Annotated in this window: 12 protein-coding genes and 1 rRNA gene; 4 read left to right on the top strand and 9 right to left on the bottom strand. The window is 37.2% G+C overall.

Annotated features, from left to right (window positions below):
• Nucleotides 1–5: 5 nt before the first annotated feature.
• The gene (gene ggt, locus H4J66_RS14120) at nucleotides 6–1,769 is read right to left on the bottom strand and encodes a gamma-glutamyltransferase (protein ID WP_182175660.1); all 1,764 of its coding nucleotides are present in this window, start codon (nucleotides 1,767–1,769) and stop codon (nucleotides 6–8) included.
• Nucleotides 1,770–1,792: 23 nt separating this feature from the next.
• The gene (locus H4J66_RS14115; protein WP_182175659.1) at nucleotides 1,793–2,383 is read right to left on the bottom strand and encodes a tRNA-uridine aminocarboxypropyltransferase; all 591 of its coding nucleotides are present in this window, start codon (nucleotides 2,381–2,383) and stop codon (nucleotides 1,793–1,795) included.
• A gap of 135 nt (nucleotides 2,384–2,518) precedes the next feature.
• Here H4J66_RS14115 and rrtA point away from each other — a divergent pair, with 135 nt between their 5' ends.
• Together rrtA and H4J66_RS14105 are read left to right on the top strand one after the other, a co-directional pair.
• Nucleotides 2,519–3,127, top strand: coding sequence for a rhombosortase (gene rrtA / locus H4J66_RS14110; RefSeq protein WP_182175658.1), 609 nt, complete (start codon nucleotides 2,519–2,521; stop codon nucleotides 3,125–3,127).
• 58 nt (nucleotides 3,128–3,185) lie between these two features.
• Nucleotides 3,186–3,359 carry a hypothetical protein gene (locus H4J66_RS14105; protein ID WP_182175657.1) on the top strand — a complete coding sequence of 58 codons (174 nt, stop codon included), beginning with the start codon at nucleotides 3,186–3,188 and terminating at the stop codon, nucleotides 3,357–3,359.
• A 246-nt stretch (nucleotides 3,360–3,605) separates the two neighbouring features.
• Here H4J66_RS14105 and H4J66_RS14100 read toward each other — a convergent pair whose 3' ends face one another.
• Entirely contained in the window at nucleotides 3,606–6,122 is a 2,517-nt protein-coding gene (locus tag H4J66_RS14100) for a prolyl oligopeptidase family serine peptidase (protein ID WP_182175656.1), read from the bottom strand.
• A 310-nt stretch (nucleotides 6,123–6,432) separates the two neighbouring features.
• On the opposite strand from H4J66_RS14100, the gene H4J66_RS14095 reads away from it, so the two are divergent.
• On the top strand, nucleotides 6,433–8,763 hold the full coding sequence (locus H4J66_RS14095) for a YgiQ family radical SAM protein (RefSeq protein WP_182175655.1): 2,331 nt from the start codon (nucleotides 6,433–6,435) through the stop codon (nucleotides 8,761–8,763).
• Between the two features lie 134 nt (nucleotides 8,764–8,897).
• On the opposite strand, the gene H4J66_RS14090 is transcribed toward H4J66_RS14095, so the two are convergent.
• From H4J66_RS14090 to H4J66_RS14070, 5 genes are all read right to left on the bottom strand, one after another.
• Complete coding sequence (locus H4J66_RS14090; RefSeq protein ID WP_182175654.1) at nucleotides 8,898–9,233, bottom strand: ATP-binding protein; 336 nt, start codon at nucleotides 9,231–9,233, stop codon at nucleotides 8,898–8,900.
• Between the two features lie 38 nt (nucleotides 9,234–9,271).
• A complete protein-coding gene (locus tag H4J66_RS14085) occupies nucleotides 9,272–9,649 on the bottom strand; it encodes a histidine kinase dimerization/phospho-acceptor domain-containing protein (RefSeq protein ID WP_259368540.1) in 378 nt (125 codons plus the stop codon).
• A 15-nt stretch (nucleotides 9,650–9,664) separates the two neighbouring features.
• A complete protein-coding gene (locus H4J66_RS14080; RefSeq protein ID WP_182175652.1) occupies nucleotides 9,665–10,330 on the bottom strand; it encodes a hypothetical protein in 666 nt (221 codons plus the stop codon).
• 656 nt (nucleotides 10,331–10,986) lie between these two features.
• Nucleotides 10,987–12,204 (bottom strand): ATP-binding protein, encoded by a 1,218-nt coding sequence (locus H4J66_RS14075; protein WP_182175651.1) that lies wholly within the window; start codon nucleotides 12,202–12,204, stop codon nucleotides 10,987–10,989.
• A gap of 64 nt (nucleotides 12,205–12,268) precedes the next feature.
• Nucleotides 12,269–13,975, bottom strand: coding sequence for a bifunctional diguanylate cyclase/phosphodiesterase (locus H4J66_RS14070; RefSeq protein ID WP_182175650.1), 1,707 nt, complete (start codon nucleotides 13,973–13,975; stop codon nucleotides 12,269–12,271).
• Nucleotides 13,976–14,152: 177 nt separating this feature from the next.
• On the opposite strand from H4J66_RS14070, the gene H4J66_RS14065 reads away from it, so the two are divergent.
• A complete protein-coding gene (locus H4J66_RS14065) occupies nucleotides 14,153–15,232 on the top strand; it encodes an ATP-binding protein (protein WP_182175649.1) in 1,080 nt (359 codons plus the stop codon).
• A 493-nt stretch (nucleotides 15,233–15,725) separates the two neighbouring features.
• Here H4J66_RS14065 and rrf read toward each other — a convergent pair.
• Nucleotides 15,726–15,839: ribosomal RNA gene (gene rrf, locus H4J66_RS14060) — 5S ribosomal RNA — on the bottom strand.

The following is a 15,839-nucleotide window of genomic DNA, read 5'->3' as shown; positions in this document are numbered from 1 at the left end:
ATGATTTATAAACCTAAGACAACCCCTTCTCTGCGCGGATCTGCACCGCCAATTAATCCCTGCTCTGTCACTTCAATTGCATGAAGACCACTATTTAAATCTCTAACGATAACTTTATGTCCCTTGGCTTCTAAAGCTGGCCTTAATAATTCAATATTCGTGCCTTTTTCTAAGGTGGTCACCTTATTACGATTGGTTACTTTTGGTAAATTTATTGCCGTTTGAGGGTCTAACTGCCAATCAATTACACCAACAATGGCTTGCGCAACATAGTTTATAATCCGGCTACCACCAGGTGAACCCACTACAAGTTTTAATGAATTATCTTGGTTAAATACCATCGTAGGAGCCATAGAACTTCTAGGTCGCTTTAGTGGCTCTAAGCGATTTGCTACCCATTGCCCATTCACTTTTGGTGTTAATGAAAAATCCGTTAATTGATTGTTTAAAATAAAACCTTCCACCATCACCGCTGAACCAAAAGCCATTTCAACACTGGTCGTCATTGATATCGCATTTCCTTGTTTATCAACAATTGAAATATGACTGGTTGATGGTAACTCCAAAGCAAGATCGTCTGCTTGTACTAAAGCGCCCTGCGGGAAACCAGCTTGCGCTGTTCCCATATCCTTATCGATATTAATTAATTTCGAGCGTTTTGCTAAATAGTTTGGAGATATTAGCCCCGCAACAGGTACATTAACAAAGTCGTTGTCGGCAATATATCGTTCTCGATCGGCAAAGGCTAAACGTGAACTTTGTGTAAGTAAATGCACGGCCGTTAAACTGTTAGGGCTTTCTTTCGCAAAGTCGTAAGGTTGAAGTTGGGCAAGCAGTTGAATAACAGCAACACCGCCAGAACTAGGAGGTGCCATACCACAAATATTATAGTCGCGATAACGACCACAAACAGCAGGCACTTGTTTAGGCTGATAATTAGCCATATCTTGCAGAGTAAGTCTACCTGGCGCTATGATAGAATTTTGCACCGCATCAACAATTTTTTCCGCTATCCAACCTTGATAAAAAGGTTTAAGTCCATCTTTAGCGATACTTCTGTAAACAGCAGCAAGCTTCTTGTTTTTTAAACGATCACCGGCTTTTATGGCGATATTATTAGGGAAGAAATAATTTTTTATTTCAGGCAGCTGGCTAATGCCTGGATTAAACTGCATTGATACTAGTTTTTCGAGCCGCGGAGAAACAATAAAACCTTGCTCGGCAAGCTCAATGGCTTCGACAAACAATTCTGACCAAGCAAGCACCCCATATTGTTGATGCGCTTGTTTTAGTGCTGACAACACACCAGGAACACCAACAGAACGACCACCAACAACGGCTTTAATCCAAGAAATGGCTTTACCTTTATCATCTAAAAACAGCTCAGCCGTAGCCAATTTTGGCGCAGTTTCGCGACCATCAAAAGTCGTTAAGAATTGTTCTTTTTTATCCCAATGCAAAATAAAAGCACCACCACCAATCCCCGATGATTGTGGTTCAACTAAGGTCAATACCAGTTGCACAGCAATCGCCGCATCGATAGCACTGCCACCTTTTTTTAGGATGTTGAAACCAACTTGGCTAGCATAAGGATTAGCTGCTGCGATCATAAAGTCTTTGCTGGTAACTGCTTGTTTATGGATAACACCCGTAGCAGCTTCGGGTTCACGGTCTTCTTGTTGTTTTATTATTTCAGCTTGACTAGTAAAGGTAAGTACCAGTGATAGCGTTACCATACTTAAACGCTGAAATAGTGGGATTCGAGACATAGTTTTCCTTAAAAATACATAAACTAATTTGGGTTAAACGATAACTGAAAATGATTAAATTCTACAAAGCTTGCCAATACTGCTTGATACTTATTTTCTCCATCACGTTGGTGTTCTAAAACACTAAGCCCATAACAACATGCCTCTAGCGATGACAGAGCGTGCTTTTTGGTTGTTTTTCGAATTTGATATTGTCCAACAATATCATTCTCCAAGGTAAAATGCGGCAGTTGTTGCAGCCAAGTGTTACTCATAAACATTTTATACGCTTTTTTCCAAGTACCGTCTAAGATAAACAAACACTTAGGCGTTGTTATATCACTATTATTGGCACTTAAAACAACGGCGTCATTAGCTGGATATAAAACAGCACATTGTTGATGATAATGCTCTAATAATCGATGTACTTCAATGTGGTCAGTAAAGTTTTCACCCACAATAACTTGGCTATTTTTTAATGACAGATGCAATAAGGTAACACTGCCTTTACTTTGTTTAACTTCTAATGGATGTTGTAAAATCACGATATGAATATCATTATCAACCAATGTGACTAAATGACACAGACAAGATTTTTCAGGACGTTCGCATTGTAAGCAGTATGCTCGGGTCATTAATTTGGGCTTAACAGATAATTATTAGCGATGAGTCTACGCTGTTCACCATTAAACGTTAAGAATATTTTTAATATAAAAAACATCTAAAATGCAGTAAAATATATTTTACTCTTTGTTTATAAGCCTATTTTCATGCGATTGTCACTTTCTGCTTTTCCCATTTCTGTTCAACAAGTAACGGTTCCCGCGATAGTTCTGATTATTTCACTGGTTGCTTTTATATTTGATAGTAGTTTCAGTGATTTATTTGTTTATCAACGCAGTTTAGTCACACAAGGCGAAGTTTGGCGGGTATTTACTGGGCACTTTTTTCACACCAATGGTGCGCATTTCCTGTTGAATAGCGCAGCGGTTATTATGTTGTGGGCCTTGCATGGTCAATTCTACACCATTAAAAATTATCTGATTGTATTTATGATAAGTGCTGTTATTTGTGCTGTTGGCATCCATTGGTTTTCACCAAACATTGAACAATACGTGGGTTTATCCGGTATTTTACATGGCCTGTTTATTTGGGGCGCTATCGAGGATATTAAAGCAAAAGAGCGCACCGGTTACTTATTACTTATTGGAGTAATTTTAAAGATAGCTCACGAACAATATTATGGCGCAAGTGAAGACGTCGCTGACTTGATTGGCGCTAACGTAGCAATAAATGCTCATTTATGGGGAGCATTAGGTGGTGTATTCGCCATCTTATTTTTAATGGCTCTAAAATTATTTCCACTAAAAAAACATTAAGGTAAAGACTGATTTTTTTAAATATTGTCGATAACACCTGCTTTTTTCAACGCGATTAATGCCTTATTATATTATTTTATTATTTTATTATTTTATTGATAGATTAGAATTAGCTGAAAGCGCTATGGATATTATGCTCACTTATCACTTATCACTAAGCTTTGAATTTGATATTGCTCCAGCTGCTCAATTTCTCAGTAATAGCATCATTAATATCTTTCATGGTACCTGACACTGACTTTCCCTTTACAATAATGGCATAAGGGGAATAGTTATGCTCCCCAAACTGACTTTACATACCGCTTTAGCCTGAGCATTTACAATAAAGGCGAGATAAAATAAGACCACAAATATTAGTTTCATCCTCCTGCAACGATTTTATGTCAATCAGTGAGTGTCGTTCGTTCGCCAAAAAAAAAGGTTACCGCTCTTAATTTATAAGAAAGGTAACCCTTTAGTCTTGCAAGCTCTAGATAAATTACAAGGTATTTTCAAATAACTTATAGATGCGTCGATATTCATCTAACCAAGAACTTGGCTGAACAAAACCATGAGGTTCGACTGGATAAATAGCCGTTTCGAAGTTTTGCTTTTCTAACTCAATCAAGCGTTGCACCAAACGAACGGTATCTTGAAAAAAGACATTGTCGTCGACCATTGGCGCATTAATTAATAAGGGTTTTTCTAATCCCTCAGCAAAATAAATAGGTGAACTTCTCTCATAAGCAATTGCGTCATCGCCAGGGGTGTTCAAAATATTTGAGGTATAACCATGATTATAATAGGCCCAGTCAGAAACTAAGCGCAGTGCTGAACCTGATTGAAATAAATCAGGCTGAGTGAACATAGACATTAAGGTTAGAAAGCCGCCATATGAACCGCCATAAGTCCCAATACGTTGACGGTCGACATTAGCATTATCAACTAACCAGTTTACGCCATCACGCATATCTTGTACTTCAGGTTTACCCATGTGGCGATATATAGCTGTTCGCCAATCTCGGCCGTATCCTGCAGAAGCACGATAATCCATGTCAATAACGACATAACCTTGTTGCACTAACATACTATGGAACATGTATTCTCTAAAATACCCAGACCAACCTAAATGTGAGTTTTGTAGATAGCCAGCACCATGACTAAACATTACCGCACGATTTTTATCAGCCGTTTTATCATAGTCTTTTGGTAAATAAACACGAGAATAAACAGGTTCATCTTGATATGAAGAGGGCACAGCAACCACACTTGGCGCAGTCCAAGGCATACTTAAGAATTTTTCAGAGACCGTATGAGTTAAGCGTATCGCCGTAGCATCATCTTTAAGTGCTTTTACATAAAGCTCTGGAGGCATAGCTACTGTTGAATGTTCAATTAATAACGTTGAATCATCTGGGCTTAATGCATAGTCATTCATACCACCTAAATCAGTTAAAGCACTGAACTGACCAGATTTTATATCTACTTGATAGATTTCATAAATACCAGGGTGTTTCTTATTGGCTTTAAAGACGAAACGCGACTTATCTTGCGTTAGGCTCACATCACTGATTTCAAATTGGCCACGGGTGAGTTGTTTAGCTTTACCTATTAAGTTTTTACTGTAAAGATGAGAATAGCCAGTTTCTTCTGAGAGGTAGTACAAGGTATTGTCACCTTTTAACCAACCAAACTCATTAAAGCTCCAGTTGATCCAAGCATCATCATGTAAGCGATGTTGGCTCTCTAGCTTATTCTCCATTAAATTAACTGTTGTTAACCAACGGTCTTTGTTGTCCCATGCTTCTAGTAATACTGCAACTTGTTTGCCATTTTCGTGCCATTGAATAGGCGAATTAGCTTGCATAACATGAATATTACGGGGTGATTTTTTAGACTGATAAACCTTACCTTCACGTTGATAGTTCTCAGTTTTGACACTGGTAAGTACATCTTCATCAGCACCGGGTAAAACCTCGTAAGAGAGTGGAAATTTTTGACCTGACTTTAAATCAAGTAAAAAAAGCTCATCATTATATTGACGATTATCAGCAACACGCTGACGGACCTTTTCCGCTTTTATATGACCATCATCTGCAATATAGTTAGGCATAGTATCACTATCAGCTTGGCTTGATTCACCGCTACTAATACTGACAATAAGTTTATCACCGTTGGGCGATAGACTCGCGTGATTGATACGTTTATTATCGCCTAGATAAAAATCACTCTTAGTCAGTGTAGCGTTTTGCGCTTTGAGTTTTTCTTGTTGATTCTTTCGCAGTTCGCTATTTCTTTTTTGCAAGGCAACATAAGCGATTAAGTCATGTTGTTCACTGGCAATATAGCTCTGACTCTCCTCACTGTCTTTAGGATCTTTTTTTAATTGTAAATTAGCTAATTCAATAATTTTATTACTGGATAAGTCATGTTCAAAAAATTTGTTGCCAACTCGGTAAGCGACATTACCATTATTTAAAAACATCGTTGAATATTCATAAGCTGACGTATAAGTCAGTTGTTGAACATCTAAACTCGCCAGCTCTTTAACAAAAACATTGCCTTCAAAAGTGTAAACTTCATGCGTATTGGCTTTGTTTCGCTGTGCATTTCTATCACTGACCACATGCATTTGCGCTAATTTAACTTTTTCTGCTTCCCTGTCCAACGTCGCTTGGCGGTATAAATCACTTAGCGGACTACCAGCACGTTTTTGTTTGTAGAAAATAGTCTGATTATCATCACCCCAATACCAACTTTGTGGTGAACGCCCCATCCAATCTGGGTCAGACATAATTTGTTCTAAGGTGATTAATAAGTCGTTATTTGCTGACAAAGACTCTTTTAGGGCAACGGCTTTAGCAATAGCGATTGTCTTTACTTCTTTAGCGGCCGCCACAGATTTATTATTGCTGTAGTTATCATCTAAAATCTTTTCAGCCGATTGATCAGCCGTTGTTGTTACACAGGCAACTAAAGATAAACTTATAGCGGCGGTTAATATTTTTATTTTCATAGGTAAGAGACTTATTTTAATCGTGAATTTTGAGAATGGACATCAGATAGTTAGTTATACTCAACCCGATAAATTTATACAATCAAATAGTAAATTTAACTGGCGGCAAAGTGTAATCTTATGCGACCAACCGCAATAAAGTTGCGTCATAATGTATGGAGGCTTTTTAAATCATGCCCATGCATCAATAAAGGCTACAATTAAAATGATAATTTGCTATAATCGCGCGCCTTGTTCTATACAACAAATTATTGTTTTTTGTATTGACCAGCGACAATAAAATCTTACTTACACAATCCTAGGCCAAATTATGCTCACACAAGTAAAAACCTCATTGTTCGAATACCCAAAATACTGGGCTGAATGCTATGGAACAGCGCCGTTTTTACCTATGTCTCGAAGTGAGATGGACACCCTTGGTTGGGATTCTTGTGATATTATTTTAGTAACTGGCGATGCTTATGTTGACCATCCAAGTTTTGGAATGGCAATTATTGGCAGAATGTTAGAGTCGCAAGGATTTCGTGTCGGAATTATCGCCCAACCTGCATGGCATACCAAAGATGCCTTTATGGAGCTAGGTCAGCCTAATCTATTTTTTGGCGTTACAGCCGGAAATATGGACTCAATGATCAATCGTTATACCGCTGAACGTCGAATGCGTCATGACGATGCCTACACGCCAAACGATGAAGGCGGCAAACGTCCAGACAGAGCAGTAACTGCATATACTCAGCGCTGTAAAGAGGCTTATAAAGGTGTGCCAGTAATTATTGGCGGCATCGAAGCAAGTTTACGTCGCATTGCCCATTACGATTACTGGACAGACAAAGTACGTCAATCGGTATTATTTGATTCAAAAGCAGATATCCTCGTCTACGGTAATGCCGAACGCCCCTTAATTGAAATTGCCCACCGTATTGCAAATGGTGAGGAAGTTAAAAATATCACCGATGTTCGCGGCAGTGCTTTTCTTGCTAACCAAGTATTACCCAACTGGAAAGGTATCGACTCTCGTTCGATAGATAAACCCGGTAAAATAGACCCAATATTCAGTCCTTATCAAGAAATCACCTCTACTGATTGTTCTGAGAACAGTGCAGAAGCAGATGCTGCGGCTAAAAACACCGACACTGATATAACCAAAACAGCACAAGTGATTGAACTGACACCGCATCGGGCAGAGCAACATAAAAATAAATCTTGGGCTGATAAAAAGAAGCCTTGGGAAACGACTTATATTAACTTACCTACTTTCGAACAAGTACGTGATAATAAAGTATTGTATGCCCATGCTTCACGTATTTTTCACCAGGAAGTAAACCCTACTTCTGCTAAACCTTTAGTACAGCGTCATGGCAGCAGACTTATTTGGTTAAATCCACCCGCAACCCCATTAACAGAAAGTGAAATGGATGGTGTATTTGGCTTACCTTATGCCCGAGTACCGCACCCAAGTTACGGTGATGCAAAAATCCCTGCCTATGACATGATAAAAACTTCGGTTAACATCATGCGTGGTTGTTTTGGTGGTTGTACTTTTTGTTCGATAACAGAGCATGAAGGCAGAATTATTCAGAGTCGTTCACAAGAATCGATACTCAATGAAATAAAAGATATTCAACTAAAAGTACCAGGATTTACCGGCGTAATATCTGACTTAGGTGGTCCTACCGCCAATATGTATCAGCTAAATTGTAAAAGCGAAAAAGCTGAGGCAACCTGTCGTAAACCCTCGTGTGTATGGCCCACAATATGTGGTCATTTAGATACAGATCATACGCCTACTATTGAGCTATATCGTGCTGCGAGAAAAATACCTGGTATCAAGAAAGTATTAATAGCATCTGGAGTTAGATACGACTTAGCGATTCAAGATCCGGAGTACGTCAAAGAACTAGCTACACATCATGTTGGAGGTTACTTAAAAATAGCCCCAGAGCATACTGAAGAAGGTCCTTTAAATAGCATGATGAAGCCAGGTATGGGCAGCTATGATAAATTTAAAGAAATGTTTGATCATTACTCTAAGTTAGCCGGTAAGAAACAATATTTAATTCCATACTTTATTTCTGCACATCCAGGCACAACAGATCGTGATATGGTTAACTTAGCACTTTGGTTAAAAAGTAATGATTTTAAATTAGACCAAGTTCAAAACTTTTATCCATCACCTTTAGCCAATGCCACCACTTTGTACCACACTGAAATAGATTCACTGCGAAACGTAAATAAAAACAGCAAGAGTGTTGCCGTACCTAAAGGCACTATTCAGCGTCGCTTACATAAAGCTATATTACGTTATCATGATCCAGCTAACTGGCCGATGCTTCGTCAAGCTTTTACTAAAATGGGCTTAGGAAAGACGCTAATTGGTTCTAAACCGGGCTGTCTGGTACCCAACGAAACCCGTGGTGAGAAAGAGCAACAACACTATAAGAATAACGGTAAAGGAAAAAATAACGCTAAAGGGAATAAAACCACCTTTGGCAAAAAGCCAGTAACGACTAAGACGGCTTATGGCAAGAAGCCGGCAACAAGCGCAACTGCTGAGAAAAGTAAGCAAGGCTTAACACGTTTCTCTGAAAATCAGTTTGATGATAGAAAGCCAAAGCAACCATTTGGTAAAAAGAAAAAGTAATATTATCTGCCCAAAAATAAAGCCGTGTTTACTTGATAAGTAAACGCGGCTTTTTAGTAAAAAAATAAATGATATTAGATAAATAATATCCCACTACAGTTAGCGTGAGCAATATATTGAATCCGTTATCAATGTTAAGTCACTGTTTTATTATTACCGTTGACATCGTTAGGAAATTCAAGAGAAAAACAACACCCTTCGCCCAGTGCCGAAGTAAGTAGCACCTTGCCGTTATGCTTATCCATTATTGTTTTAACAGTCGTTAAGCCAACGCCAGTATCTTTTGTTGCGGAAAGCTTTTCAAAGATACCAAATATTAAGCAATGGTATTTTGAGTCGATGCCTATAACGTTGTCTCTTACATGAATTGTTGCTGATAATTTTGTTTGGCTGGTAAATACGTCAATAAGGAGAGGAGTGACTCGATAGCGTATGGCATTGTTGAATAAATTCAGTATCCCCTCAGGCACCAAGCGTTAATTGGCATTTACGGTATGTAAATTGTCAGTTAAATTAATAGTAGCAGTGGCTTTGAGAAGTCCCTCTTCAATACGGCACTTTGTTGTCCTACTACTTGCTTAATATTAATTACAGAGGTTTCTATAGCTTGTTGAACAATAAGAGATAAATCAAGTAAATCAGTTAATACCCTCTCCATGTTATCAACATTTTCGATGATGAGACTCAGACGATATGCTTGCTTATCGATTAACTTATCAGCAAATTCTAATTCTAATTTATGACTAAAAGCGGAAATAGTGACTAATGTCGATTTTAGATCGTGTGAAACTGTATAGATAAACTGTTCCATTTCTTTGTTCTTATTTACTAATTGCTTGTTGAGTTTAGTCGCTTGACGTCTTTCTTTTTCAACATTTTTCATCATACTCAATAAGATGACTTATGAACGAGCCATATCAACTTTATGCCCTTCCATCTTGATGTTTAACATAGTACTTTGCGCGCGTACCTTTTGCTGATCTTTAAAGAAAAAACGGATAATGACGACTAAGGTCAATAACAAAGCAACTAGCACAATAAAGCCAGATTTAAGGCTGTTACGAAGTAAGTCAGACATCTTATCTTCAAGTAAAATCGCAACCTTATCTGCAACAACTTTTATTTCAATATGAGAAGGCTCATCGTCGTAACGTAAATAATTATCAACTTCACTTATGCTCATATTTTTCTCAGTTAAGGCTGGTAACAGGGATACCCGTTCCTTATAAGCCACCATCATGTATCTTACCGCTAACATGTTAAGTTGCCTGAGAATTAACGCGCCTTTTATTTCTAGTTTATCTAATTGGATGTTTGCTTTACGGCAGTTTTCAAAAGCATCAGCCCAATAGTGCGGTTCATTGGGCCGTAAGATCGCATTTTTAAAATTATGTATTAAACCAACATAACCAATCTGACTTTGCATTTCGATAATAGCCGAATATACCGAAACGCGTTGCCCACGCATGTATTTTTGTTTCGATACATAATAGAGTGCAATAAGTACTTCTTGTGTGATGAAGAATAATAGTAGTAGCGCAGTTAGTACGGAATTCTTAGAATACATCGATATTCCACATAAAAGCGAATGTGCAATAAAAATTTAATATAGACAACCTGGCGAAGTTAAACATCGTAGACCTGCTCTCGCTTAAGTTCGACCATTAAGGCATTAACTTCTTTTTTTAATTCGATGACGCGTTCTTCTCAGTCGAGTGTTGCAGAATAAACTGAACTCATTTGGGCATTTTTATGTTTTAACGCCTCAACGTCCTTTAGTGCCTCATGATATTTAATTTCGACACCCGGTAATTGAATAAGATCGGGTAATATTGGTGGTAAAACAATGGCAGTTAAAATAGAAGTAAAAACGGTTAAGGCTTTTATCCAGCCTTGGTAGTCATAAACGGGTTACCAAGTTACATAAATAGGGACAAAATGGGTGATGTCGCAAAAGAAAATAAACGCCATAAATAAGGCAAATATATCTTTATGTGGCACACTTTCTTTCCTCTTGTAGAGTAATATAGCCAAAATAATAGTGATCAGATAATAGGATGCACCTATAGTGATATCAGAAATAACATGGGTCCATAAGATATCAGGTCACCAAAGGTAGCAATGTCCGTGCGGCATAAAATTGGGGTTGGCAAATTGCTGTACCCATTCGTTCATGGTTATTCCTAATATGGATTATTTAGTGGATTATTTAGTGGGTTATATTTATATTTTTGGAAAATGCAATTCAAAGAAACATCCTTGATCTAATCCAGAGACTAAAGTCACTAAACCGCTGTGTTTTTCCATTACTGCCTTAACAATAGTCAAGCCAATTCCAGTCCCTTCACCTTCAACAATTTGCTCAAAAACATCAAAAACACGTTCGTGATCTTTTTGTTCTATACCCAAGCCATTGTCGCAGACAAATAAAGAAATCGCTGTATCTGATAATTCAGTATGAATTTTTACTTGTAGATTCCGCTCAACACTCCGATATTGCAAGGCATTTTTTAATAAGTTATCGATACATTGTGAAAAAAGTGGCTGATGAGTCAAAATGGAGTGTAAGGGTTTAGTTAAAATAAGCTCAGCGTTCAGTATTTTGTTTTTGGTCAACAATCTCTGCCAACTTTTTTCAATAAGGCTAGTTACATCATGAGGTTCTTTAATGACGTCCCCTTTCATGACTTTAGAAAACTCAAGTAGATTGGTGAGCAGATCCCCCATATGCTGAACATTTTTAAGTATTCTACTAAAACGATGCTGCTGTTTTTCGGTAGTTTTAGCCAATAATTCTCTCGCTAACGTGGACGTAAAGCTATTAATAGTGACCAAAGGTGATTTCAAGTCATGCGATACCACAAAAGCAAACTGTTCAAGTTCCTTATTCTTTGCCACTAAGTTACTCGTTAATGATAATGACTTCGAAACAAGGCTATCTTTGATACGGGCAACTTTCTTGAGCTCTAAATGGGCTACAACTTGCTGAGCAATAATGGTTAACTGTTTTTTTTGAATATAGGTCAATTGTGACGGTTTGTTATCGATGACACATAAAGTCCCCAGCCTTAGACCTTCAGGTGTTATCAATGGAGCACCTGCATAAAAAACAACTTGAGCGGGTCCAGTTACTAAAGGGTTATCATGAAAACGTTTATCTTTACGACTGTCTTGTATTTCAAAGATGTCATCCTGATGAATAGCATGCGCACAAAAGGCAATATCGCGCGGAGTCTCTCCTACTTCAAGCCCGTAATGAGACTTAAACCATTGTCGCTTCTCGTCGATAAAAGAAATTAGCACAATAGGAGTACCACAGACACTGGAGACAAGCTCGGTAAGCTGATCATAAGCTAGCTCAGATGGCGTATCTAAAATATTGTACTCATCTAATGCTGCCAAACGTGCCAGTTCATTGTCGGGTATTAAAGCTGATATCATCGAATTCTCGCTCCATTTATATCAAGTTATACGTAAGAGTTAAGTGATATATAAAACCATTAAGTTATGCAATCTGTGCAAGCAACTTTTCTTCTAACATATGTGCTGGCATAGGCTTACCCAATAAATAACCTTGTATCTTATCTATTTTAAGTTCACGACAAACTAATAATTGACTCTCTGTTTCTATACCTTCAGCAACAACAATGAAATCAAGAAGTTTAAGCATAATAGTGACGGCTTCAAGCAAGCTTTTTTTCTTGTTAACGTACTGCTCCTTTTTTTGTAGCGACTTGTCGAGTTTAACGATATCAATAGGGAAGTTATTTAAATGAGCAATAGAAAAAAAACCCATACCAAAATCATCTAATGCTATTTGGAAACCATGAGATGACAATGAATGAAGTGTATCTCGCGTTACTTCATCGTCTTCTAAAAGTGCTGTTTCAGTAATTTCTAAGATGATGGTACTAGGTAAAACTCTTTGCCGTGTTGTTTCGTATATTATTTTTTTAGTTAATTGAGGGTCTTGCAATTGTAAGGCTGAGATATTGATGGACATGGAGAAATCATCAGCAAATTGTCTTTGCCATGATCCTAGGTCAGCTAAAGCAGTCGTAAGTACCCATTGACCGAGATCATGAATCAATCGTGTTTCTTCAGCAACAGGAATAAATTCACCAGGTGTATATGACTTCGGTGAATCAGGCCATCTAATAAGGGCTTCAACACCAATGATTTGAGCGTTATGTGCACAAAACACGGGTTGATAAAATAGTCTAAACAATGATTTACGTTGATTTTCACTTATTTCACTTTGAATCAAAAAACGGCGATTAAATTCATTTTGATAATGCGATTCATAGAATCTTAAAGCGTTTTTACCATTCTGTTTTGCTCTGTACATCGCGATATCAGCACACTTGACCAATTCTACTTGGCTATCCGCATCGTTTGGGTATAAGGCAGCACCCATGCTAATAGTACATTTAATACGATGATCGTCGATTAAAAATGGCTTTTGAAATGAACTTAAAATACGATTGGCAATCATGTTAACTTCTTCGACAGATTGAACATTGGCTAAAGTAATAGCAAATTCGTCACCACCTAGTCGAGCGAAACCATCATTGATTCTTAAGCATTCTTTAACTCTTACAACCAAATCAACCAGTAATTGATCTCCTGCATGATGACCTAATGAGTCATTAACATGTTTAAATTCGTCTAAATCCAAGGCTAGCATACCGACAGATAGCTTTGTTCGGTCACTATTAGCAATCATAAACTTGAGGGTTTCATTAAAGTAATAGCGATTATGTAGACCCGTCAGTTGATCTGTTTCAGCCATATTCTTTAAAGCTAAGTAGCTTTCGTGCAATCGCTGTTCCATTTCAAAGCGTTTTTTAGAGTGTATAATCGCTTGATGGAGTTTGACATGTGATATGTCAATTTTAGAGATAAAGTCTTGTGCTCCAGCTTCAATACAGTTCAACGCAATTGAACTGTCTTGTGCGGCACTGATAACAATAATAGCGGTATTACCAAGATTTAAGCGAGAGCGGATGTCGATAATCATTTCAATACCATTAACTTCAGGCATATGATAATCAAGTAAAATAACGTCAAAGGTTTCAGCTTCAATTAGGGCAAGACCTTTGATGACAGAATCAGCCTCTTCCACTTCATAACTATTTTGTAAAGATGTACTCAACGCTCTTTTTACCAGAGCACTATCAATTTCATCATCATCAACAATCAAAATTCTCATTTAGTACCATCCTAGCATGAACATCTACTTTAAAAATACGAACACAAAGACATCCATAACCTTTTGTGAAAATCTACAAGACAATTGGTACGTATTTACATTAGCAACCTAAGTTGATAATGTCTAATTTTCATGGATGTATTCACATTTCATTAATGACATAGGAAAACATATATCATGAAGGTAATGGTAATAGAGGGTAACCCTGACCATTTTGAGATTATTGAAGATGCTTTAGCGTCTATTACGGAAATACATGCTCATGTTGTAAGGTCAGAAACTTTATCTACAGGTGCTGCAAGACTTTCCTCTGAACACTTTGATATATGCCTGTGTGACCTACAATTACCTGATTCAACTATAAGCGAAACTGTACTGTGGTTAAGTTTACAAACTAACCCCTTGCCAATGGTGGTATTGACTTCTGTAAACAGTATTAAAATTGCACAAACTTTGCTGAACAAAGGCGTTCAAGACTATTTATCTAAAGATGAGTTGACACCACAATTACTATATAAAACATGTTATTATGCTATTGAGAGATTTAGGCACCAACAAGAATTTGCTGGATATAATCAAGATATGCAAGCATTTTGTGCTAGCTTATCTCATGATTTTAACGGTCATATTAGTCGTATTATGGGGGTATCTAAGGCATTAAAAGCCGACTTAACCTCAAGGATAGACTGTACTCCTGATGAATTAAAATGGTTTAACTACCTTGAGAAAAGTACAAAAGATGTACATAGCATAGTATCAGACTTACAAAGTTACTTATCTGTAGGCTATGCAAATCAAGTATTCGAAATTGTTAACTTAAAGCTCGTTATTACTAAAGCAGTTATATCACTTAAAGATACAATACAAACTGACTTTAAAGTGAATATACCGGATGAGCTGGCTGATATCTCAGGTAACATTGGTTTGTTACAACTCTTGTTCCAAAATCTAATTGCTAACAGCATAAAATTTAATAATAGCTTACCAATTATCGACATAGCCATGGACGATACTGGTAATTATATTGAAATATTATTGCAAGATAATGGTATCGGTTTCAATCCATTACATGTTAATAAAATATTCTCGCCGTTTCATCGACTAGTTAATGGTAAAAAATTTTCAGGCTCTGGCTTAGGCTTAAGTATTGTTAAGCGCATTATTGAACATCATAGTGGCAGTATAGAAGCTAAATCTGAATTAGGCGTAGGAAGTCTATTTATCTTGAAATTTAAAAAAGTCAAAATAATAGCGTAGAAAACTGTTTAAATTGTTTATTATCACCAAACAGATAGAGATAAAATTAGGTATGATCTTAAAGCAATTTAAACCTTAATGGTTGAAAACAATATTGATCATGCTGAACATGATAGATGCTTTCAGTGATTTTAATATTAAAAATTCAATCGCGTATTTAGTAAATTAACAACAAACGGTTACTTACTTGAGAAATGAAATACCCTAGGAAAATAGTAGTGAATTTATATATCCAGATATTATCTTTCTCAATATTAAAATGCCAAGAAGAGGCGATATAAAAACGTTAAAAATAATTAAAGCCGATATCGCTCTGTGTAGTATTTTAGTGGTGATGATAAGTACGTCAAGTACAGCACTTAAGATAGAGGAATAATATGTTTTAGTTACACAACTGTTGGTAAAACGATTTTATTAGTTATAATTACTAAGTTTTTAAACGCCAGAAAGCAAAAAACCCGTAGCATTAGCTACGGGTTTTTCTTAATTAGAAGCCTAGCAATGTCCTACTCTCACATGGGAACTCCCACACTACCATCGGCGCTACTGCGTTTCACTTCTGAGTTCGGAATGGGATCAGGTGGTGCCACAGTGCTATTGTCGCTAG

Origin of the sequence: Colwellia sp. MB3u-55 (assembly GCF_014076785.1) — a bacterium.
Taxonomy (GTDB): Bacteria; Pseudomonadota; Gammaproteobacteria; order Enterobacterales; family Alteromonadaceae; genus Colwellia_A.
Note: the sequence above shows the minus strand (reverse complement) of the source record. Positions and strands in the feature narration are given on the sequence as shown.